This is a genomic window from Pseudomonas sp. TMB3-21 (genome assembly GCF_054898145.1).
The window spans coordinates 3,123,814-3,145,255 of sequence record NZ_CM142718.1; the positions used below are offsets into that span (position 1 = coordinate 3,123,814).

At 59.1% G+C, this 21,442-nt stretch carries 22 protein-coding genes; 20 read left to right on the forward strand and 2 right to left on the reverse strand.

Translation table 11 applies throughout. The features are described from left to right. Positions 1–130 precede the first annotated feature (130 nt). Complete coding sequence (gene rne / locus ACYZTS_RS14420; RefSeq protein WP_461990011.1) at positions 131–3,406, reverse strand: ribonuclease E; 3,276 nt, start codon at positions 3,404–3,406, stop codon at positions 131–133. Between the two features lie 701 nt (positions 3,407–4,107). On the opposite strand from rne, the gene rluC reads away from it, so the two are divergent. Genes rluC through ACYZTS_RS14435 form a run of 3 tightly spaced genes read left to right on the forward strand, consistent with a single transcriptional unit; the run spans position 4,108 to position 6,733 of the window. After that, complete coding sequence (gene rluC, locus ACYZTS_RS14425) at positions 4,108–5,070, forward strand: 23S rRNA pseudouridine(955/2504/2580) synthase RluC (RefSeq protein ID WP_028623642.1); 963 nt, start codon at positions 4,108–4,110, stop codon at positions 5,068–5,070. After that, a complete protein-coding gene (locus ACYZTS_RS14430; protein WP_461990013.1) occupies positions 5,057–5,722 on the forward strand; it encodes an HAD-IA family hydrolase in 666 nt (221 codons plus the stop codon). Before rluC ends, ACYZTS_RS14430 begins: the two co-directional genes overlap by 14 nt. A 21-nt stretch (positions 5,723–5,743) precedes the next feature. Next, on the forward strand, positions 5,744–6,733 hold the full coding sequence (locus ACYZTS_RS14435; RefSeq protein ID WP_461990015.1) for a S49 family peptidase: 990 nt from the start codon (positions 5,744–5,746) through the stop codon (positions 6,731–6,733). A gap of 220 nt (positions 6,734–6,953) precedes the next feature. On the opposite strand, the gene ACYZTS_RS14440 is transcribed toward ACYZTS_RS14435, so the two are convergent. Continuing rightward, a complete protein-coding gene (locus tag ACYZTS_RS14440) occupies positions 6,954–7,532 on the reverse strand; it encodes a Maf family protein (protein WP_461990017.1) in 579 nt (192 codons plus the stop codon). 105 nt (positions 7,533–7,637) lie between these two features. On the opposite strand from ACYZTS_RS14440, the gene ACYZTS_RS14445 reads away from it, so the two are divergent. The 17 genes from ACYZTS_RS14445 to ACYZTS_RS14525 all read left to right on the forward strand — a co-directional run bounded on the left by ACYZTS_RS14445 (position 7,638) and on the right by ACYZTS_RS14525 (position 21,307). Continuing rightward, positions 7,638–8,165: a YceD family protein gene (locus tag ACYZTS_RS14445; protein ID WP_138964734.1), complete on the forward strand. Its 528-nt coding sequence runs from the start codon at positions 7,638–7,640 to the stop codon at positions 8,163–8,165. A gap of 13 nt (positions 8,166–8,178) precedes the next feature. Then, the gene (gene rpmF, locus ACYZTS_RS14450) at positions 8,179–8,361 is read left to right on the forward strand and encodes a 50S ribosomal protein L32 (RefSeq protein WP_003179396.1); all 183 of its coding nucleotides are present in this window, start codon (positions 8,179–8,181) and stop codon (positions 8,359–8,361) included. A 4-nt stretch (positions 8,362–8,365) separates the two neighbouring features. Then, positions 8,366–9,376, forward strand: coding sequence for a phosphate acyltransferase PlsX (plsX, locus tag ACYZTS_RS14455; protein ID WP_461990019.1), 1,011 nt, complete (start codon positions 8,366–8,368; stop codon positions 9,374–9,376). Between the two features lie 127 nt (positions 9,377–9,503). Continuing rightward, the gene (gene fabD, locus ACYZTS_RS14460) at positions 9,504–10,442 is read left to right on the forward strand and encodes an ACP S-malonyltransferase (protein WP_461990021.1); all 939 of its coding nucleotides are present in this window, start codon (positions 9,504–9,506) and stop codon (positions 10,440–10,442) included. Positions 10,443–10,458: 16 nt separating this feature from the next. Continuing rightward, complete coding sequence (gene fabG / locus ACYZTS_RS14465) at positions 10,459–11,202, forward strand: 3-oxoacyl-ACP reductase FabG (protein ID WP_461990023.1); 744 nt, start codon at positions 10,459–10,461, stop codon at positions 11,200–11,202. 191 nt (positions 11,203–11,393) lie between these two features. After that, a complete protein-coding gene (gene acpP, locus ACYZTS_RS14470; RefSeq protein WP_150631730.1) occupies positions 11,394–11,630 on the forward strand; it encodes an acyl carrier protein in 237 nt (78 codons plus the stop codon). Positions 11,631–11,738: 108 nt separating this feature from the next. Further along, the gene (gene fabF / locus ACYZTS_RS14475) at positions 11,739–12,983 is read left to right on the forward strand and encodes a beta-ketoacyl-ACP synthase II (RefSeq protein ID WP_028623649.1); all 1,245 of its coding nucleotides are present in this window, start codon (positions 11,739–11,741) and stop codon (positions 12,981–12,983) included. After that, on the forward strand, positions 12,983–13,798 hold the full coding sequence (gene pabC, locus ACYZTS_RS14480; protein ID WP_461990026.1) for an aminodeoxychorismate lyase: 816 nt from the start codon (positions 12,983–12,985) through the stop codon (positions 13,796–13,798). The genes fabF and pabC overlap by 1 nt, the downstream gene beginning before the upstream one ends. 3 nt (positions 13,799–13,801) lie before the next feature. After that, on the forward strand, positions 13,802–14,989 hold the full coding sequence (mltG, locus tag ACYZTS_RS14485; protein WP_461990028.1) for an endolytic transglycosylase MltG: 1,188 nt from the start codon (positions 13,802–13,804) through the stop codon (positions 14,987–14,989). Positions 14,990–15,008: 19 nt separating this feature from the next. Next, positions 15,009–15,641 (forward strand): dTMP kinase, encoded by a 633-nt coding sequence (tmk, locus tag ACYZTS_RS14490; RefSeq protein ID WP_461990030.1) that lies wholly within the window; start codon positions 15,009–15,011, stop codon positions 15,639–15,641. Then, a complete protein-coding gene (locus ACYZTS_RS14495) occupies positions 15,634–16,620 on the forward strand; it encodes a DNA polymerase III subunit delta' (RefSeq protein ID WP_461990032.1) in 987 nt (328 codons plus the stop codon). Before tmk ends, ACYZTS_RS14495 begins: the two co-directional genes overlap by 8 nt. A 32-nt stretch (positions 16,621–16,652) precedes the next feature. Then, positions 16,653–17,009, forward strand: coding sequence for a PilZ domain-containing protein (locus tag ACYZTS_RS14500; protein WP_028623654.1), 357 nt, complete (start codon positions 16,653–16,655; stop codon positions 17,007–17,009). A gap of 14 nt (positions 17,010–17,023) precedes the next feature. After that, positions 17,024–17,815, forward strand: coding sequence for a TatD family hydrolase (locus ACYZTS_RS14505; RefSeq protein ID WP_461990034.1), 792 nt, complete (start codon positions 17,024–17,026; stop codon positions 17,813–17,815). 392 nt (positions 17,816–18,207) lie between these two features. Continuing rightward, a complete protein-coding gene (locus ACYZTS_RS14510; protein WP_008031613.1) occupies positions 18,208–18,846 on the forward strand; it encodes a TetR/AcrR family transcriptional regulator in 639 nt (212 codons plus the stop codon). A gap of 137 nt (positions 18,847–18,983) precedes the next feature. Further along, positions 18,984–19,952 carry a GTP 3',8-cyclase MoaA gene (locus tag ACYZTS_RS14515; RefSeq protein ID WP_461990037.1) on the forward strand — a complete coding sequence of 323 codons (969 nt, stop codon included), beginning with the start codon at positions 18,984–18,986 and terminating at the stop codon, positions 19,950–19,952. Positions 19,953–20,124: 172 nt separating this feature from the next. Continuing rightward, positions 20,125–20,730: a DUF4823 domain-containing protein gene (locus tag ACYZTS_RS14520; RefSeq protein WP_461990039.1), complete on the forward strand. Its 606-nt coding sequence runs from the start codon at positions 20,125–20,127 to the stop codon at positions 20,728–20,730. Between the two features lie 16 nt (positions 20,731–20,746). Continuing rightward, positions 20,747–21,307, forward strand: coding sequence for a DUF1285 domain-containing protein (locus ACYZTS_RS14525; protein WP_461990040.1), 561 nt, complete (start codon positions 20,747–20,749; stop codon positions 21,305–21,307). Positions 21,308–21,442: the final 135 nt, after the last annotated feature.

Consider the following 21,442-nt stretch of genomic DNA (forward strand, 5'->3'; position numbering starts at 1 on the left):
AGCTTGCATCAATGTTGGATGTTAAACTGCAATCGCGAGCAGGCTCGCTCCCACAGGGGGCAGTGTATTCGCAGACATAAAAAAGCCCCGCCTGGGCTAACCAGGCGGGGCTTTTTAGTGGCCGATGGAATCAGACGAGGGGTTTAGGCTCGTGCTCTTTATCCAGGGCTTGTTCGTGTTGCGCTACTGCGTCCTGAACGGAGCGCGGTGCTTCGTCGATCGCGGAGTCAACCGGCTCAGCCGTAGCTTCGGCAGTCGGGGCAGGTGCAGCCTCGACAACTTCAGCAACCACCGGGGCAGGTTCGGCAGCGACAGGCGCTTCAGCCGGAGCAGCAGCGGCAGCCAGTTCGGCTTCCTTCTGCAGACGCTCTTCTTCACGCTTGCGGCGTTTCACTTCACGCGGGTCGTTCGGTGCGCGACCGCTCGGCGTCAAAGCGCTGACCGGAGCTGCTTCGACGATCGGTGCGACCACTTCTGCAACCACCGGTGCCGGCAATTCAACTGTCGGAGCAGCTTCGACTACCGGTGCGGCTTCAACGACTGGCGCTGGCTCAGCGGCAGCTACAACGGGCTCGGAAACCATTGCTTCAGGCGTCTCGCGCTCAGCGACTGGCGCTGGGGCTGGCGTTTCTGCAACAGCTGGCTCGGCGACCCAGTTGAACGCGGTTTGCTCTTCGCGAACTTCACGAACCGTTTCAGACACTGATTCAACAACCGGCTCGGCGGCAACCGCAGGCTCGGCAACGACAGCAGGCTCAGTGGCCACTTCGAATCGAGGCTGTGGCGGGCGAACCGGTGCCACTTCGATTTCTGGGGCCGCAGTTGTTTCCACTGGCGTGGTTGCTTCAACCGCCGGCGCTTCAACCGGAGCAGTTTCCAGTGTGGCGGCCGTGGCACGTTCAGCTTGCTCGTTGGCCTGTGCTTCGGCCGGAGCGCTGATCACGGTGCTGGCAACGGCAGCGGTAACCGCCAGACCTGCAGCCAGATCGGCGGCGCTTGGTGCTTCACGGTTTTCGTCGCTTTCGCCTTCACCTTCGCCGGATTCAGATTCTTCCGAACCTTCAATCACATTGCCATTGGCATCACGCTGACGCTCGCGACGGTTGCTGCGACGACGCTGACCACGGGAGCGGCGGCGTGGACGATCGCCTTCGGCCCCTTCCTGACCGTCTTCCGGCAGTTGCTCTTCGTTACCGGTCAGTTCTTCTTCAGCAACTTCGGCAGCGGCTTGCTCGGCGCGCGGTTGACGCTCTTCACGCGGTGGGCGTGGCGCACGTTCTTCACGAGGCTGACGCGCCGGACGCTCTTCAGCATTGGCGGCGACGACCGGTGCAGCGGCATCCAGAGGTTCACGCAGTTCACGCACGCGCTCTTCACGTTCGCCACGTGGCTTGCGATCTTCACGCGGTGCGCGAGGTGCACGTTCTTCACGAGGCGCGCGCGGTGCACGCTCTTCACGCGGAGCGCGCTCTTCGCGAGCGACGGCTGGCGTTTCTTCACGGGCTTCACGTGGCTCACGCGGAGCACGCTCTTCACGTGGTGCACGTTCTTCGCGAGGCTTGCGTTCTTCATCGCGGCGACCGTTACGGTTGCGGCTTTGTTGACGACCGTTGCGACGCTCTTCGTTACGGGCCGGACGCTCGGTGGTCGCCGGTTTTTCAACCGCAACCGGAGCAACTGGCTCTTCCTTGGTAGCAAACAAACCGACCAGGGACTTAACCAGGCCCTTGAACAGGCTTGGCTCAGGAACGACGGCCGGCGCGGCTACTGGTGCTGCGACGACTTCGGTCGGAACCGGCGCGTTGGCGCGGGCCGGAGCAGTCTTGACGGCGGCTTCCTGGCGAACCAGGGTGCGGGTCGCGGCAGCTGGCTGAACTTCTTCGACTTCGGCAGCGGCGGCAGCGATTTCGTAGCTGGTCTGATTGATGCCGGCTTCCGGGCTGTCATCACGCAGACGCTGAACTTCGAAGTGCGGCGTTTCGAGGTGATCGTTCGGCAGGATGACGATGCGCGCACGAGTGCGCAGTTCGATCTTGGTGATCGAGTTGCGTTTTTCGTTGAGCAGGAAAGCAGCCACCGGAATCGGCACTTGCGCGCGGACTTCAGCAGTACGGTCTTTCAGGGCTTCTTCTTCGATCAGACGCAGGATTGCCAGCGACAGCGATTCGACGTCACGGATGATGCCGGTGCCGTTGCAGCGAGGGCAGACGATGCCGCTGCTCTCGCCCAGCGATGGACGCAGGCGTTGACGGGACATTTCCAGCAGGCCGAAGCGCGAGATGCGACCGACTTGCACACGAGCGCGGTCGGCTTCCAGGCATTCGCGGACTTTCTCTTCCACGGCGCGCTGGTTCTTGGCAGGGGTCATGTCGATGAAGTCGATGACGATCAGGCCGCCGATGTCGCGCAAACGCAACTGACGGGCGATTTCTTCGGCGGCTTCAAGGTTGGTCTGCAGCGCGGTTTCTTCGATGTCGCTGCCTTTGGTGGCGCGCGCCGAGTTGATGTCGATGGACACCAGTGCCTCGGTCGGATCGATGACGATGGAACCACCGGAAGGCAGTTCGACAACACGCTGGAAGGCGGTTTCGATCTGGCTTTCGATCTGGAAACGGTTGAACAGCGGAACGCTGTCTTCGTACAGCTTGATCTTGCTGGCGTACTGCGGCATCACCTGGCGAATGAAGGTCAGGGCTTCGTCCTGGGCTTCGACGCTGTCGATCAGCACTTCGCCGATGTCCTGGCGCAGGTAATCGCGGATGGCGCGGATGATCACGTTGCTTTCCTGATAGATCAGGAAAGGCGCGGAACGATCCAGCGAGGCTTCTTTGATGGCGGTCCAGAGTTGCAGCAGGTAATCGAGGTCCCACTGCATTTCTTCGCTGCTGCGACCGAGGCCGGCAGTGCGCACGATCAGACCCATGTCGGCCGGGGCAACCAGACCGTTCAGGGCTTCACGCAGTTCGTTGCGCTCTTCACCTTCGATGCGACGGGAGATGCCGCCGGCACGCGGGTTGTTCGGCATCAGCACGAGATAACGACCGGCCAGGCTGATGAAGGTGGTCAGGGCAGCGCCCTTGTTGCCACGTTCTTCTTTTTCGACCTGAACGATGACTTCCTGGCCTTCGCTCAGAACGTCCTTGATGTTGACGCGGCCTTCGGGGGCTTTCTTGAAGTATTCGCGGGAGATTTCTTTAAGGGGCAGGAAGCCGTGGCGCTCGGAGCCGAAATCGACAAAGGCAGCCTCAAGGCTTGGTTCGATGCGAGTAATCCGGCCTTTATAGATGTTGGCCTTCTTCTGCTCGCGTGCACCGGATTCGATGTCCAGGTCGTAGAGGCGTTGGCCATCTACCAGTGCAACACGCAACTCTTCGGGTTGAGTTGCGTTAATCAGCATTCTTTTCATGTAGTACCGTCGGTTTCCGGGCTGCCGGAAACGGCGTTCGGCACACACGACTTCTCACGGTCGGTGTCAGGTGCGTCGGGAGTGGTTGGCCATTCCCGTGTCCAGCGAAGTCCGGCCAATGTGGGCCTTCATCGCGACGTACGCGTCCTGCTTGCTGTGGCTACTTAAGCACTCAGTCAGGAGGAGGAATCAACCGGCGGCTGTGGACGAGATGAAGCGTCTTGATAAAGCCTAATGCTACACAGTCCAGCGGTTGTGCATCTCCACCCTACACGTATCCCTGATAATTCGGGTGCTGCCGCGCGCAGAATCCGCAGCGGGTTGGCATTTACCGTGAGCTCCGAAAGGGGAGGTCACGCATCATGGCTAATTTAGGCGTTGTTTCCGAAGCATTCGCTCGGGGTCATTCGCAGCTGACTGCACTTTGTGAACTGGCCGTGAATATTGGCTCGCCAAGCGAGTGAAAACTCTGCTTTGCGGCGTGATTCAGGCCTCATGTCACCTGCGCTCGTTACACCTGCAAACTCCACCGTTACGTAGCGAAAGCCCCGTAGGACGGCCTCGCGTCCTGGTGAACTGCATTGGTCAGGGCCGGTTTTTGACCGTTGGTCCGCTGTCCAGGCCGCTTTTGGCGGCGTTCGCGACTATAGCAGTAATGATTAAGTGCTTCAATTCCATAAAAAATTGATATCATCCGCGACATGACGACTACTGCCCCCTCGACCCCCAGCGTACAACTGCTTGAGGTCTCGCCGGAATATGCCGGCCAACGTATTGACAACTTCCTTCTCGCTCGGCTCAAAGGCGTGCCCAAGACCTTGATTTACCGCATCTTGCGCAAGGGCGAAGTGCGAGTGAACAAAGGTCGGATCAAGCCCGAATACAAGCTGCAGGCGGGCGATATCGTGCGCGTGCCGCCGGTTCGCGTGCCCGAGCGTGACGAACCTGTGCCGCTGGCTCAAGGTCTGTTGCAGCGCCTTGAAGCGTCGATCATCTTCGAAGACAAGGCGCTGATCGTGATCAACAAGCCTGCCGGCATCGCGGTTCACGGCGGCAGTGGTTTGACCTATGGGGTGATCGAAGCCTTTCGTCAGTTGCGCCCCGATGCCAAGGAGCTGGAGCTGGTGCATCGTCTGGACCGTGACACGTCAGGTCTGCTGATGATCGCCAAGAAGCGCAGCATGCTGCGTCACTTGCACGCTGCCCTGCGCGGTGATGGCGTCGACAAGCGCTATATGGCACTGGTTCGGGGCAACTGGGCGACCTCGATCAAGCAGGTCCGTGCGTCGTTGGGCAAGAGCAATCTGCGATCCGGCGAGCGCATGGTCGAAGTCGACGAGGAGGAGGGCAAGGAGTCGGTCACTGTGTTCAAAGTGCTCCGTCGTTTCGGCGATTTTGCCACCATGATCGAAGCGAAACCAATCACTGGTCGCACCCACCAGATTCGTGTGCACACCTTGCATGCCGGTCATTGCATCGCCGGTGACACCAAGTACGGTGACGAAGGTTTCAGCAAGGAAATTCGCGACCTGGGCGGCAAGCGCCTGTTCCTGCACGCCTACATGCTGACCGTGCCACTGCCGGACGGTGGCGAGTTGAAGTTGCAGGCACCGGTCGACGAAATGTGGGCCAAGACCGTGGAGCGCCTGAGTGCACCCATCTGATTACAAATTGCTGATCTTCGATTGGGACGGCACGCTCGCTGACTCCATCGGCCGTATTGTCGAATCGATGCACGTCGCATCCGAGCGCTCGGGTTTTCAATTGCGCGATGATTTCGCCGTGAAAGGCATTATCGGCCTGGGATTGCCCGAAGCGATACGTACGCTGTACCCGGAGATCGACGATGACCAGCTGATTGTTTTTCGTCAGCATTACGCCGATCACTACATCGCCTCTGAAGCGGTGCCGTCACCTCTGTTTGAAGGCGTGGTGGAGTCGATGGGAGCGTTTCGCGCCGACGGCTACCACCTGGCGGTCGCCACCGGTAAGGCGCGGCGAGGACTGGATCGCGTGTTGAAGTCGCATGGTTGGGAAGAATATTTCGATATCACCCGCGCCGCCGATGAAACTGCGAGCAAGCCCCATCCTCTTATGCTGGAGCAGATTATTGCGCATTGCGGCGTCCGTCCGGAGCAGGCGCTGATGGTGGGTGATTCGTCCTTTGATCTGCAGATGGCGCGTAACGCCGGCATGGACTCGGTGGCGGTCAGCTACGGCGCTCAGTCGATCGATGCCTTGAAGTTGTTCGAGCCGCGACTCGCTATCGACCGTTTTTCAGAATTGCACGCCTGGCTGAGTCAGCGGGCTTCATAGATTTTTGCTGGGGTACATGGCATGACCGACGAATGGAAGGCGCCCGCCAAGGCGAGCGCAGAGAGCGGTGACGAGAAGAGCTGGAAGCTGCTGGAGAAGACGCTTTTGGCCGGCGTACAAGAGCAGCGCCGATCGCGCCGATGGGGGATTTTCTTCAAGCTGTTGACGTTCGTGTACCTGATCGGCGCGCTGCTGCTGTTCACGCCGCTGTTGGACATGGAAAAGGCGGCCAGTCGCAGCGCCAACTACACCGCGCTGATCGATGTGAACGGCATGATCGCCGACAAAGAGCCGGCCAGCGCTGACAACATCGTCGGTAGCTTGCGCGCCGCGTTCGAAGACGAGAAAGTCAAAGGTGTCATCCTGCGGATCAACAGCCCGGGCGGCAGTCCTGTGCAGTCTGGTTACGTCTATGACGAGATTCGTCGCCTGCGCGGGCTGCATCCAGATACAAAGTTGTATGCGGTGATCTCCGATCTCGGTGCGTCCGGCGCTTACTACATCGCCAGTGCGGCTGATCAGATCTACGCCGACAAGGCGAGTCTGGTGGGTTCGATCGGCGTGACGGCAGCCGGCTACGGTTTTGTCGGGACCATGGAGAAGCTGGGCGTGGAGCGCCGGACCTACACATCGGGCGAGCACAAATCGTTCCTGGACCCGTTCCAACCGCAGAAGCCCGAAGAGACCCGGTTCTGGCAGGGCGTGCTGGATACGACCCATCAACAGTTCATCAGCAGCGTCAAGAAAGGTCGCGGGGATCGTTTGAAGGACAAGGAACATCCTGAATTGTTTTCCGGTCTGGTCTGGTCGGGTGAGCAGGCTCTGCCGCTGGGGCTGATCGATGGTCTTGGTAATGCCAGTTCGGTTGCCCGTGATGTGATCGGCGAGAAGGAACTGGTGGACTTCACCGTTCAGGAATCGCCGTTCGACCGCTTCTCGAAAAAGCTCGGCGCCAGCGTTGCCGAGCATCTGGCGATGTGGATGGGCTTCCAGGGGCCGTCGCTGCGTTGACCCCTTGATTGCATCAAAACACCGGCCGCCATGGCCGGTTTTTTGTTGCGCACAAAACCTTGTAGCAGCTGGCGGAGCCTGCGTGCGAGTGCGCAGCGCTCGCCATAACCTCTGGCTCAACCTTCGAGATGCACCGCGGATTCGAATTCGCGAGCGCTTCGCACTCAGACGCAGGCTTCGCCATCTGCTACGGGGTTGTGGTGTTACGGGATTGTGCTGCTCAAGGGATCTGCACGCCCTCAACCAGCAGCATATCAATCAGTCGAATCAGCGGCAGGCCGATCAGGCTTGTGGCATCAGGGCCTTCAGTGCTTCGAAACAGGCTCACCCCCAACCCTTCGGCCTTGAAGCTGCCAGCGCAGTCGTAGGGCTCTTCGGCGCGCAGGTATCGTTCTATGCGATCAGCGTCCAGGGTGCGCATGTGTACGGTGAACGGTACGCAGTCGACCTGGCACGCGCCGGTCTCGCTGTTGAGCAGGGCCAGCCCGGTGAGGAAGGTCACGCTGGCGCCGCTTGAGGCGAGCAATTGGTCGCGGGCCTTTTCGAACGTATGGGGTTTGCCGATAATCCGCTCACCGAGTACCGCGACCTGATCGGAGCCGATGATCATATGTGCGGCGTGGCTGCCCGAAAGAGCCTGGGCTTTTTCTCGGGCCAGCCGCTTGACCAGCTCGGTGGCGGACTCGTGCGGACGGTGGCTTTCATCGATGTCCGGCGAACTGCAGATGAACGGCAGCCGCAGGCGGGCCAGCAGTTCCCGGCGATAGGGGGAGCTGGAAGCGAGTAATAAAGGCAGCATGCGCATCTCCTGAAGTCAGGGGCGAATTCTAGCGAGGCTTCCAAGTGACGGACAGGGCGCAATTTCCTTTGACATGGCTGGGTGCATCCCTATAATGCTGCGCCTATGTTGAATGACCCGATTCCACCTCACGTTGACCCGCGCAAATTGGCTGACCGTGGCACCACCCTTCAAGGTGAACTGCTGCTGGCCGATTTGGAGAGACTCTGCGACCCGCTTTCCGACACTGTCGGTACGGTGCAGGCCAAATTCGTTTTTGAACGAGATGAACGTAAATCTGTGGTCATCCACAGCTTTATCGACACCGAAGTCAAAATGGTTTGCCAGCGTTGTCTTGAGCTGGTCACCCTGCCGATTCACAGCGAATGCAGTTACGTTGTGGTAAAGGAGGGTGCGAATACCCAGTCGTTGCCGAAAGGTTATGACGTGCTGGAACTGGGCGAAGATCCTTTGGATCTGCAGTCACTGATCGAGGAGGAGCTTTTGCTCGCCTTGCCCATTGTGCCTGCTCATCATCCGGAAGAATGCCAGCAGCCGGCGGGTCTCGATGAGCCCGAACCGAGCGAGGACGAGGTAACGCGGTCCAACCCGTTCAGTGTATTGGCGCAGTTAAAGCGTGACCCAAACGTTTAGGAGTTAATCAATTATGGCTGTTCAGCAGAACAAAAAATCCCGCTCTGCCCGCGACATGCGCCGTTCGCACGACGCTCTCGAGGCTAGCACCCTGTCTGTAGAAAAAACCACCGGTGAAGTTCACCTGCGTCACCACGTATCGCCAGAAGGCGTATACCGTGGCCGTAAAGTGATCGACAAGGGCGCTGACGAGTAATTTCTTGTCCGCTCAAGTCATCGCGATTGACGCAATGGGCGGGGACTTCGGTCCCCGCAGCATTGTTCAGGCCAGCCTTGCTTGCCTGTCTGCTACGCCCTCGCTGCACCTGACCCTAGTCGGTCAACCCTCCATTCTTGAAGAATTGCTCTGCGGCCAGTCGGCTGTGGATCGCTCGCGCCTGTCGATTGTGCCCGCTTCTGAAGTGATCACCATGGACGAAAAGCCTGCACAGGCTTTGCGTGGCAAGCCCGATTCGTCAATGCGCGTGGCCTTGGAATTGCTCCGCGATGGCAAAGTCCAGGCCTGCGTCAGTGCCGGCAATACCGGTGCGTTGATGGCGCTGTCGCGATTCGTGCTCAAGACCCTGCCGGGCATCGACCGGCCGGCCATGGTGGCGGCGATTCCGACCGAAAAGGGTTACTGTCAGTTGCTCGATCTGGGCGCCAACGTCGATTGCAGTGCCGAGCATTTGTTGCAGTTTGCGGTGATGGGTTCGGTGGCGGCGCAAACGCTGGGCATTGCTCGCCCGCGGGTCGCGTTGCTGAATATCGGCACCGAAGACATCAAGGGCAATCAGCAGGTCAAGCTGGCGGCCACGTTGCTGCAGGCTGCCCGCGGCATCAACTACATCGGTTTTGTTGAGGGTGACGGTTTGTACCGCGGTGAAGCCGATGTGGTGGTCTGCGACGGGTTTGTCGGCAATATCCTGCTGAAGTCCAGCGAAGGCCTGGCGACCATGATCGCCGGACGCATCGAAGCCTTGTTCAGGAAAAATGTCGCCTCGCGGATGGTGGGTGCCTTGGCATTGCCGCTGATGAAGCGACTGCAGGCGGATCTCGCACCCGCCCGCCACAACGGTGCAAGCTTTCTGGGATTGCAGGGGATCGTGGTGAAAAGCCATGGCTCGGCCGGTGTGCAGGGTTTTCAGAGTGCCATCTCGCGGGCCTTGATAGAGATTCAGGAAAACCTGCCCGAGCGAATTCACGGTCGTCTGGAGGATTTGTTGCTTTAGGCGTTTTCGTCGGACAATGCTTAAATGTGACCGCTTAATTCGATTGGCCATCCAACTGTCAGTTTTCTGCGTCCCCCAATGGCGGGGCGTCTTTTCTCCGACGACAAGATCATTAGGGGCTCGTTAAATGTCTGCTTCCCTCGCATTTGTCTTTCCAGGACAGGGTTCGCAGTCCCTCGGCATGCTGGCCGAGCTGGGCGCGCAACATCCGGTGGTCCTTGAAACATTTAAAGAAGCTTCCGATGCGCTCGGTTACGACCTGTGGGCGCTGACCCAGCAAGGGCCGGAAGAGCAACTCAATCAAACCGATAAAACCCAGCCGGCCATTCTGACCGCCTCAATCGCCCTGTGGCGTCTGTGGCTCGCCGAAGGTGGTGCGCGACCAGCCTACGTCGCCGGGCACAGCCTGGGCGAGTACAGCGCTCTGGTTGCCGCCGGCAGCCTGAGTCTGGGTGATGCCGTCAAGCTGGTGGAAACCCGGGGCAAGCTGATGCAGGAAGCCGTTCCGGCCGGGCAGGGTGGCATGGCCGCTATCCTGGGTCTGGAAGATGCTGACGTGTTGGCAGCCTGTGCCGAAGCGGCGCAAGGCGATGTGGTCAGTGCAGTCAACTTCAACTCGCCGGGTCAAGTGGTCATCGCCGGTGCCAAAGCCGCTGTCGAGCGTGCAATCGAGGGCTGCAAGGCCCGTGGCGCCAAGCGTGCCCTGCCGTTGCCGGTCAGCGTGCCTTCGCACTGCGAATTGATGCGTCCGGCTGCCGAGCGTTTCGCCGAGTCGATTGCTGCAATCAACTGGCAGGCACCGCAAATTCCGCTGGTGCAGAACGTCAGCGCCGAGGTGCCGGCCGATCTCGAAATTCTCAAGCGCGACCTGCTCGAGCAACTCTACAAGCCCGTGCGCTGGGTCGAATCCGTCCAGGCACTGGCGGCCAAGGGCGCGACCCAACTGGTCGAATGCGGCCCGGGCAAAGTGCTCGCCGGTCTGAACAAACGCTGCGCCGAAGGCGTATCGACCTCCAACCTCAATACCCCAGACGCTTTCGCTGCCGCTCGTGCAGCGCTGGCCTGAATCAGGAGAAACTTGCATGAGTCTGCAAGGTAAAGTTGCATTGGTCACCGGCGCCAGCCGTGGCATCGGTCAGGCCATTGCCCTCGAACTGGGTCGTCAGGGCGCCATCGTTATCGGCACCGCGACCTCCGCCTCGGGCGCCGCAGCCATCGCAGCGACCCTGAAGGAAAACGGAATCCAGGGCACTGGCCTGGAGCTCAATGTTACCAGCGATGAATCCGTCGCTGCCGTAGTGGCGAGCATTCAGGAGCAGTTCGGGGCGCCGGCGATTCTGGTCAATAATGCCGGCATCACCCGCGATAATCTGATGATGCGCATGAAAGACGACGAATGGCATGATGTCGTCGATACCAATCTGAACAGTCTGTTCCGCCTGTCCAAGGGCGTTTTGCGCGGCATGACCAAAGCCCGTTGGGGACGAATTATCAGTATTGGTTCGGTTGTGGGTGCCATGGGCAACGCAGGCCAAGTAAACTACGCTGCCGCCAAAGCCGGCCTGGAAGGTTTCAGTCGTGCTCTGGCGAGAGAAGTCGGTTCGCGTTCGATTACGGTAAACTCGGTGGCCCCAGGGTTCATCGACACCGATATGACCCGCGAACTGCCCGAGGCGCAGCGTGAAGCCTTGCAGACGCAGATTCCGCTGGGCCGTCTGGGGCAAGCTCAAGAGATCGCGTCTGTGGTCGCTTTTCTTGCGTCCGACGGTGCGGCTTACGTTACTGGGGCTACAATCCCGGTGAACGGCGGGATGTACATGAGTTAAATGTGACGGATTGCTTCAAAAAAATGTCATACGAGCTGTCTAAAATCCGTTATAAAGCTGCAATCTATTTATAGGCAGAGGGCATCAGGGTTTGAGGAGTGAAGCTTTCAGTTGAAAAACCGAAAAGGCTTTCTATACACTTACCCACTGGCCAGCTGCCTGAATTTGTCCATTAGGAGTGAAAACAAGGTATGAGCACCATCGAAGAGCGCGTCAAGAAAATCGTTGCCGAGCAACTGGGCGTTAAAGAAGAAGAAGTGATCAACACTGCTTCCTTCGTTGAAGACCTGGGTGCCGACTCCCTTGACACCGTTGAGCTGGTGATGGCTCTGGAAGAGGAATTCGAGACCGAAATCCCTGACGAAGAAGCCGAGAAGATCACTACTGTACAAGCTGCAATCGATTACGTTACAAACCACCAGGCTTAATAGCTTGTAATCGTTGCTAGCTGTCATGGAAAAACCGCACTGCCATCATGGCGTGCGGTTTTTTCTTTAGGCCTGATGCAAAGTCGTCATTTGAAAAAGGAGAGTGCTATGTCGCGTAGACGCGTCGTAGTCACCGGTATGGGTATGTTGTCGCCACTGGGCACGGATGTGCCTAGCAGTTGGCAGGGCATTCTGGCTGGCCGCAGTGGCATCGGTCTGATCGAACACACCGACCTTTCTGCCTATTCCACCCGTTTTGGCGGCTCGGTAAAGGGCTTCAATGTCGAGGAATATCTGTCAGTCAAGGAAGCACGCAAGCTCGACCTGTTCATTCAGTACGGTCTGGCCGCGGGTTTTCAGGCTGTGCGCAACGCCGGTCTGGAAGTCACCGATGCGAACCGTGAGCGCATTGGCGTGGCTATGGGGTCCGGGATCGGCGGCCTGACCAACATCGAAGAAACCAGCCGTACCCTGCATGATTCCGGCCCACGGCGGATTTCTCCGTTCTTCGTGCCTGGCTCGATCATCAATATGATTTCCGGTTTTCTGTCCATCCACCTGGGTGCACAGGGACCTAACTACGCGATCGCGACTGCGTGTACCACCGGCACGCACTGCATAGGCATGGCCGCTCGCAACATCATGTACGACGAAGCCGACGTGATGATTGCCGGCGGCGCCGAAATGGCCGCGTGCGGTCTGGGCATGGGCGGCTTTGGTGCCTCCCGCGCGCTGTCGACCCGCAACGACGAGCCGACCCGCGCCAGCCGTCCATGGGACAAGGGCCGTGACGGCTTCGTATTGTCCGACGGTGCCGGTGCGCTGGTCCTCGAAGAGCTGGAACACGCGAAAGCTCGCGGCGCGACCATCTACGCCGAGCTGATCGGTTTCGGCACCAGTGGCGATGCTTTCCACATGACGTCGCCGCCGGCTGACGGCGCAGGCGCTGCCCGTTGCATCACCAATGCCCTGCGCGATGCCAAAATCAACAGTGATCAGGTCCAGTACATCAACGCTCACGGCACCTCGACACCGGCCGGCGACCTCGCCGAAGCCTGCGCGATCAAATCCGTGTTTGGCGATCATGCCTACAAACTGGCGGTCAGCTCGACCAAGTCCATGACCGGTCACCTGCTTGGTGCGGCGGGCGCGGTCGAGGCGATTTTCAGCGTGCTGGCAATCAACAGTCAGGTTGCGCCGCCGACCATCAACCTTGATGAGCCGGACGAAGGCTGCGATCTCGATTTCGTGCCGCACACGGCGCGCAATATGGAAATCGACGTGGTGTTGTCCAACTCCTTCGGTTTTGGCGGTACCAACGGCTCGCTGGTGTTCCGCCGGTTCGCTGGCTGATGGAATGCTGGGTCGACGGTCAGCCGGCTGACGCTCTGTCGCTGAAGGATCGCGGCCTGGCCTATGGCGATGGTCTGTTCGAGACCATCGCCGTGCACAGCGGCAAACCGGTGCTGCTGGATCGGCATGTCGAGCGTCTGCTCAACGGTTGCCAGCGCCTGGCGATCAATCTTGACCATGCAACCATGGTTGCAGAACTGTCGGCTTACGCCCAAGGGCTGCACGATGGCGTGCTCAAGCTGATTGTTACCCGTGGTGATGGTCAGCGCGGCTATGCGCCGGCCCCAACGGCGCAGGCACGACGCATCCTGCAAGGCAATCCGGTTGCTGCTTATCCTGCCGCGAATGCGCAGCTTGGTGTGCGTTTGTTCCCCTGCGCTACGCGCCTTTCCAGGCAGCCACTGCTCGCGGGACTCAAGCATCTGAATCGACTCGAACAGGTTATCGCACGCGCCGAATGGCAAGACACCGAGCATGCTGAAGGGCTGATGCTCGATCTGGCCGGGCGGGTGATCGAAGGTGTGTTCAGCAATGTGTTCCTGGTCCGCGATGGCGCTCTGATCACTGCCGATCTCAAACGCTGTGGCGTCGCCGGCGTGATGCGCGCCGAATTATTGTTTCAAGCCGAGTCATCGGGAATCCCCACACACATCACCGATATCCCCCTGGAACAGCTGCAATGGGCCGATGAAGTGTTTGTGTGCAACAGCGTTTATGGCATTTGGCCGGTGCGCGCCTATGCAGCACTGAGCTGGCCGGTTGGCCCACTCACCCGTAAACTCCAAACCACTGCTCGTGCGCTACTGGATGCTTGATACGTGAGACGTAAATTCTTGCTGCTGCTGGAAACCGGACTGGTTCTGGCGGGGCTGTTGTTGGGCGCTTCCGCCTGGAAAATTCATTCGTCGCTGAAACAGCCGCTGAATGTCACTCAGGAAGAACTGCTGGAAGTGCCGAAAGGCACGACCCCGAATCGCACGCTTATCCGGCTTGAGGCCGACGGCGTCATCAAGGACTCGTTTTGGCTGCGCGTGTATTGGCGCTTCAATCTGGCCAGACAACCTCTGCACAGTGGTGAATACCGCATGCTGCCCGGCATGTCCGTCGAAGACCTGATCGATGTGTGGAAGCGCGGTGAAATGGTTCAGTACAGCGTGACCCTTGTTGAAGGCTGGAATTTCCATCAGGTGCGTGCTGCTTTGGCCAAAGAGGCAAAAATCGAGCAGACACTCAGTGGCCTCAGCGATAGCCAGGTCATGGAGAAACTCGGGCACAACGGGATTTTCCCGGAAGGCCGTTTCTTCCCCGATACCTACCGTTTCGTGCGCGGCATGACGGATGTCGAGCTGCTCAAGAAGGCCTATGATCGCCTCGATGAGGTGCTTGCCAAAGAGTGGGCGCAGCGCGCTGCCGATGTGCCCTACACCGAACCCTACCAGGCGCTGATCATGGCTTCGCTGGTAGAAAAGGAAACCGGTGTGCCGCAGGAGCGTGGGCAGATCGCCGGCGTGTTTGTGCGTCGCATGGAGATGGGCATGTTGTTGCAGACCGATCCGACCGTGATCTACGGCCTGGGTGATCGCTACAATGGCAAACTGACGCGAGCCCACCTCAAGGAAGCGACGCCTTACAATACCTATGTGATTTCCGGTCTGCCGCCAACGCCGATTGCGATGGTCGGCCGCGAAGCGATCCACGCGGCACTGAATCCGGTGGCTGGCAACAGCCTGTATTTTGTTGCCCGCGGTGATGGCAGTCATGTGTTCTCCAACGATCTCGACGCCCACAACAACGCCGTGCGCGAGTACCAGCTCAAACGCCGCGCCGACTATCGCTCCAGCCCGGCACCGCAAGCACCGGGCGCCGAGCCTGCGGCGGAGGACGATTCTATTCCGGCCGCTTCGCCCAATCCCGATCCCGAGGCAGTGCCGCAGGTTACCGCTCCGGTCGCCGAGCCTGATGCAGCTGTCGGGCCGGATACTTCCGCACCGCAAAGCGCGCAATAAATCTGATTAAGGACTGCCTGTGACTGGCTTGTTTATAACCCTGGAAGGTCCCGAAGGTGCTGGCAAGAGCACTAACCGCGAATACCTCGCGGAGTGCCTGCGGGCCGCCGGTATCGAGGTTGTGCTGACCCGCGAGCCGGGCGGTACGCCGTTGGCCGAGCGGATTCGCGAGGTGCTGCTGGCGCCAGTCGATGAAGTCATGAACCCTGACACCGAACTGCTACTGGTCTTCGCCGCTCGCGCGCAGCATCTGGCCGAGGTGATTCGCCCGGCGCTGGCCCGCGGTGCGGTGGTGTTGTGTGATCGTTTTACCGATTCGACTTACGCGTATCAGGGCGGCGGTCGCGGTTTGTCGCTGGAGCGTATCGCCGCACTGGAGGCGTTTGTCCAGGGCGATTTACGCCCGGATCTGACCCTGATTTTCGATTTGCCTGTAGAAGTAGGCCTCGCTCGCGCCAGCGCCCGTGGTCGCCTGGACCGTTTCGAACTCGAAGGCCGGGCGTTTTTCGATGCGGTGCGCAATGCGTTTCTTAATCGTGCTGAAGCGGACCCGGCGCGCTATGTAATGGTCGACGCCGCTCAGCCATTGACGCAGGTTCAGCGATCGCTCGATGCCTTGCTTCCGCGCTTGCTGGAGTTGGCCCGTGGCTGAAGCCTACCCCTGGCAGGACGATCTCTGGCGGCAATTTGCCGGGCGCAAGCAGCATGCCCACGCCTATCTGCTGCACGGTCCGGCCGGGATCGGCAAGCGCGCCTTGGCGGAACGCTTGATGGCCAGTCTGTTGTGCCAGCGTCCGACGGCGCAGGATGCGTGTGGCGAGTGCAAATCCTGCCTGCTGCTGAGGGCGGGTAGCCATCCCGACAATTACGTTCTGGAACCGGAAGAAGCCGACAAGGCGATCAAAGTCGATCAGGTTCGCGATCTGGTCGGTTTCGTCGTGCAAACCGCGCAGATGGGCGGGCGCAAAGTGGTGTTGATCGAGCCGGTCGAGTCGATGAACGTCAATGCCGCCAACGCGTTGCTGAAAAGCCTCGAAGAGCCGTCCGGTGACACCGTGTTGTTGCTGGTCAGCCACCAGACCAGTCGATTGCTGCCGACCATCAAGAGCCGCTGTGTGCAGCAGGCGTGTCCGTTGCCCAGCGAAGCCATGAGCCTTGCCTGGCTGGCCAGAGCCCTGCCGGACTGTTCGGACGATGAGCGCGTCGAGCTGCTCACCCTGGCTGCCGGTTCGCCGCTTGCCGCCGTCAATCTGCAGACCCAGGGCGTGCGCGAGCAGCGAGCGCTGGTGGTCGACGGCGTGAAAAAATTACTCAAGCAACAACAATCGCCGACGCAATTGGCCGAAGGCTGGAATGCGATTCCGCTGTTGTTGCTGTTCGACTGGTTCTGCGACTGGTCGAGCCTGATCCTGCGTTATCAACTGACCCAGGATGAAGACGGGCTCGGGTTGGCCGATATGCGCAAAGTGATTCAGTATCTGGCGCAGAAGTCCGGGCAGGACAAGGTTCTAAACATTCAGGACTGGATCCTCGCCCAGCGTCAGAAAGTCATGAGCAAGGCCAATCTCAACCGGGTATTGTTGCTGGAAGCGTTGTTGGTGCAATGGGTGTCCCTGCCCGGCCAGAAGTGACTAGACTTTGAGCATCCGCAGTGGAGGTCAGCATGAATGAAGTCATCAATCAGGGGCCGCGCAATGGCATTTTGTCCCTGACCATCAAGGACAAGTCCGTGCTTTTCGCAGCCTACATGCCGTTTATCAAGAATGGTGGCCTGTTTATCCCGACCAACAAAAGTTACAAGTTGGGCGATGAGGTATTCATGTTGCTGAACCTCATGGACGAGGCGGAAAAGATTCCTGTCGCTGGCAAGGTCACCTGGATTACCCCCAAAGGTGCGCAGGGTAACCGGGCTGCCGGCGTTGGCGTGCAGTTCAACGATGGGGACAATACTGCGCGCAGTCGCATCGAAACCCATCTGGCCGGAGCGCTGAACTCCGACCGTCCCACTCATACGATGTAAGTTGCCGCCTTCCTATGCTTGTAGATTCCCATTGTCACCTCGATCGCCTCGACCTCGCCGCCCATGACGGTTCGCTGGATGCCGCACTTGATGCCGCCCGGGCGCGAGGGGTAGGGCACTTTTTATGTATCGGTGTCAGCGTCGACAATGCGGCCGACGTCAAGGCGTTGGCTGAGCGTTATGAAGATGTCGACTGTTCTGTTGGCGTGCATCCGCTGGATGTCCAACCCGGTACTGCGCCCGCACTCGACTGGCTGCTGCGTGAACTCGATCATCCTCGCGTAGTAGCCATTGGTGAAACCGGCCTCGATTACCACTACGAGCCTGAAGCGGCAGAATTGCAGCAGCAATCGTTTCGCCTGCACCTGCAAGCGGCACAGCAAACCGCCAAGCCGGTGATCATCCACACGCGCGGTGCGCGGGCTGACACCCTTAATCTGTTGCGTGAGGCGGCATTGCCGCAGGCCGGCGTGCTGCATTGCTTCACTGAAGACTGGGACATGGCCAAGGCGGCTCTGGACATGGGCTATTACATTTCTCTGTCCGGAATTGTCACATTCCGCAATGCGGATGCTCTGCGCGATGTGGCGAGCAAGGTGCCTGCCGACCGCTTGCTTGTTGAAACCGATTCCCCATACCTGGCCCCTATCCCACATCGCGGCAAACCCAATCTGCCGCAGTATGTGCGCGAAGTGGCAGAGTTCCTGGCGATGCTGCGGGGCGAGTCTTTCGAGCGATTTGCGGAGCAGACCACTGAGAATTTCAAGCGGCTGTTTCCGTTGGCACATGTGAGAACATCGGCGTAACGTCGGCGAAAAGATCGTAGCCTTCGGCAGCTCCGGGGTGTTATCCCTGAATCGCAGGCAAAAAAAACCCGGGTTCTGGGGGGTGAATCCGGGTTAAGACCATTAGGAGTAAAACAATGGTACGCGGTCCGTTGGCACCAATATCGTCGCGGCACTTGGGGGAGATGCCCCGCCGACATTTGAAGTATTGATCAGTATTGGGCGCAGTCCAGTTTAGCCAGTCGGCTTTTTAAACAATTTTGGAATACCTGCGCTTCGGAACTGTTCTCATCCACCCGCGACGTGGCCAGAAATGATCAAGAAACGCAGATATGGACGGATGATCCGTGCATTTTGGCGCAAGTTAGGCATAATACGCGGCTTCGAATTTTGACCCGATCAGACCTTTTCTTATGCATAAAGAACCTCGTAAGGTCCGTGAGTTTCGCCGCCGCGAGCAGGAAATTCTCGATACCGCGCTCAAGCTGTTCCTCGATCAAGGTGAAGACAGTGTCACCGTCGAGATGATTGCTGATGCCGTCGGTATCGGCAAAGGCACGATCTACAAGCACTTCAAATCCAAGGCCGAGATTTATCTGCGCCTGATGCTCGACTACGAGCGCGATTTGAATGAGCTGTTGCACTCGGCCGACGTCGACAAGGACAAGGAAGCATTGTCCCGGGCCTACTTCGAATTCCGCATGCGCGATCCGCAGCGCTACCGTTTGTTTGATCGCCTCGAAGAAAAGGTGGTCAAGGGCAATCAGGTGCCGGAGATGATCGAGGAACTGCACAAGATCCGCGCCTCTAACTTCGAACGCCTGACCCTTTTGATCAAAGGCCGGATCAGCGAAGGCAAGCTCGAAGACGTCCCGCCATATTTCCATTACTGCGCGTCCTGGGCGTTGGTACATGGCGCGGTCGCGCTGTATCACTCGCCATTCTGGAGCAATGTGCTGGAAGATCAGGAAGGGTTCTTCCAGTTTCTGATGGACATCGGTGTGCGCATGGGCAACAAGCGCAAGCGCGATACCGATACCCCGAGTAGCTGAGCCATTCAGTTTCCTTATTGCGCCATGATTTGCTACATGGCGCAGTACCGCAGGAATATACTCAGGCTTAGGGCTTGCTAAAACTTGATTTGTGAGTCAAGTTTTAACCGTTCGAATTCCTTTCGCCGGAGTGATCCATGATCGTTGACCGTCAAGGCAGGCGTTTTCGCAATCTGCGAATCAGCCTGACTTCAGCCTGCAACTATGCGTGTACCTACTGTGTGCCTAACGGCAAACGGCTGGTCGCTGCGCAGGATGAGCTGTCGGCCGAGGCCATGGCTCGCGGCGTTGCCTACCTGATCGAGGCCGCTGGCATCGAACGGTTGCGCATCACGGGTGGCGAGCCGCTGGTGAGCCCCAAACTCGAAGCGTTCATGACAGCCGTCGGCAAGATGGGCCTGGAAGACATCAGCCTGACCACCAACGGACAATTGCTCGCAAAGAAGTTGCCGTTGCTGGTGGACGCCGGGATTCGTCGTATCAATGTTTCGCTCGACACCCTGGATGCCAATGCCTTTCGCGGCATTGCCCGCGGCGGCGATCTGGCCACGGTACTCGACGGGATGGATCAGGCGAAAGCCGCGGGACTGAAAATCAAGGTCAACATGGTGCCTTTGCGTGGGCAGAACCTGGATCAGGTGATGCCTTTGCTCGATTATTGCCTGGAGCGCGGCTACGAGTTGCGCTTCATCGAGCTGATGCGCATGGGCCATCTCGCCAGTGATTCCAATGCATTCCTGCAGCAGTTTGTCAGCCTGCAGCAGTTGTTGAGCCTGATCGGCGATCATCACGAATACCTGCAAGCCGATGCGCCGGTCGACGCGACGGCGGTGCGCTACGAGATTCCTGGGCAGGGCTACTTCGGCGTGATCGCCAATGAAAGCGTGCCGTTCTGCCGGACGTGCTCGCGGCTACGGCTGTCGTCTACCGGCTGGTTGCATGGCTGCCTGTCGTCGAGCAATCGTCACTATGTCGGCGATCTTCTCGACAAGCCGCGTCACCAGGCCCTGCCGGCGCTGCAGCGTCTTTTGGTCAAAGCCTTGGGCGACAAACAGGAAGTGGCGTTTTCGGGCGGTGCCACCATCATGAAGATCATCGGCGGCTGACAGGGCCTCTTCGCGGGCAACCCTCGCTCCCACAGTTTTGCGCAAACCGAACTGTGGGAGCGAGCCTGCTCGCGAATGCGCTTTACGACGCGCAGATGTTTTCCGAGATGGCGCGGAAGCTGCATCCACTGGCCATTCGCCGGTTTTCCGTCACCGGCCTCTGGAGGGTAGGATGCGTAGCCTGGTTTTGCTGCTGGCCGTTTTGGCGCTTGGCGGCTGCATGAATGTCAGCGACATGGCCGAGGGGACTCGCTATCACATGAGCGATGCCGGCTTGCTCGATCACAGCGACAGCCGTCGCGTGAACAACTTGCGCATTCAGCCGGATTCGTTCGTTTACATCGCCCAAGGCGCTTTCGCGCCACCGGGCAGTCCTTATCCGCGACCTAACGTCATCGCCGAAGTCGCCTTCAATGGTTTCATCGAATATTTCCCGATGGTGCGCCGTGCTCGCGCTCCGGAAGGTCTCGACCAGGCCATGGGCGAAGCCCGTGCCCTCGGTGCGCATTACTTGCTCTATACGCGCTTTGCCAAGTCGGATGACCGGATCGGTAACACGGATGAATGGCTGGATCAGGAATACGTGGACCGGCTGGGCGTCGACACCGGCGTGATTCAAATCATGTTGATCGAGACCAGCACCCAGTATTTGATTGATACTGCACGGATCAAGAGTCGTGGCGGTTTACTGACGTTCCACGATGAGAAGCCTGAAGACCTGATGGGCCCGCCGCTGGAGCAATATGCGCGCAGTCTGCTGGGGATCAGCGACCGATAAATCAAAGGAGTCCGCCATGAGTGATCAGCTAAAAGCCAACGATCTGTTGGGGCAAATCCCCAAAACCAAAGGCTTGCCGCCGGTGCACTTATGGAATCCTGATTTCTGCGGCGACATCGACATGCGCATCGCCCGCGACGGCACCTGGTATTACCTGGGTACGCCAATCGGGCGCAAGCCGATGGTCAAATTGTTCTCCACGATCATCCGCCGCGACGGTGATGATTATTTCCTGATCACGCCCGTCGAGAAGGTCGGCATCAAGGTCGACGACGCGCCGTTTGTGGCGATTGCCGTCGAGGTTGAAGGCGAGGGCGAAAATCAGATTCTGCGGTTCACCACCAATGTGGACGAAACCGCCGATGCCGGCGTCGAACACCCGATCCGCGTGGTGACTGACCCCGTCACACAAGAGCCAGCGCCTTATGTGCATATCCGCACCAATCTCGAAGCCCTCATCCATCGCAACGTGTTTTACCAATTGGTGGAAATCGCGGTGAGCCGTGAGATCGACGGGCAGCGCTGGCTGGGCGTATGGAGCGGCGGGGAATTCTTCCCGATCGGACTCGAGCCTTAACGCATAACCCTGTGGGAGCAAGCCCGCTCCCACATTGGTAAGCGCAACCTGCAAAAAAAATCCAATTGACACCCAATCATATGATGATTAGCGTGGACACCCATCGCGAGCGGCTTTGTGCCGTTCTGTTATCGA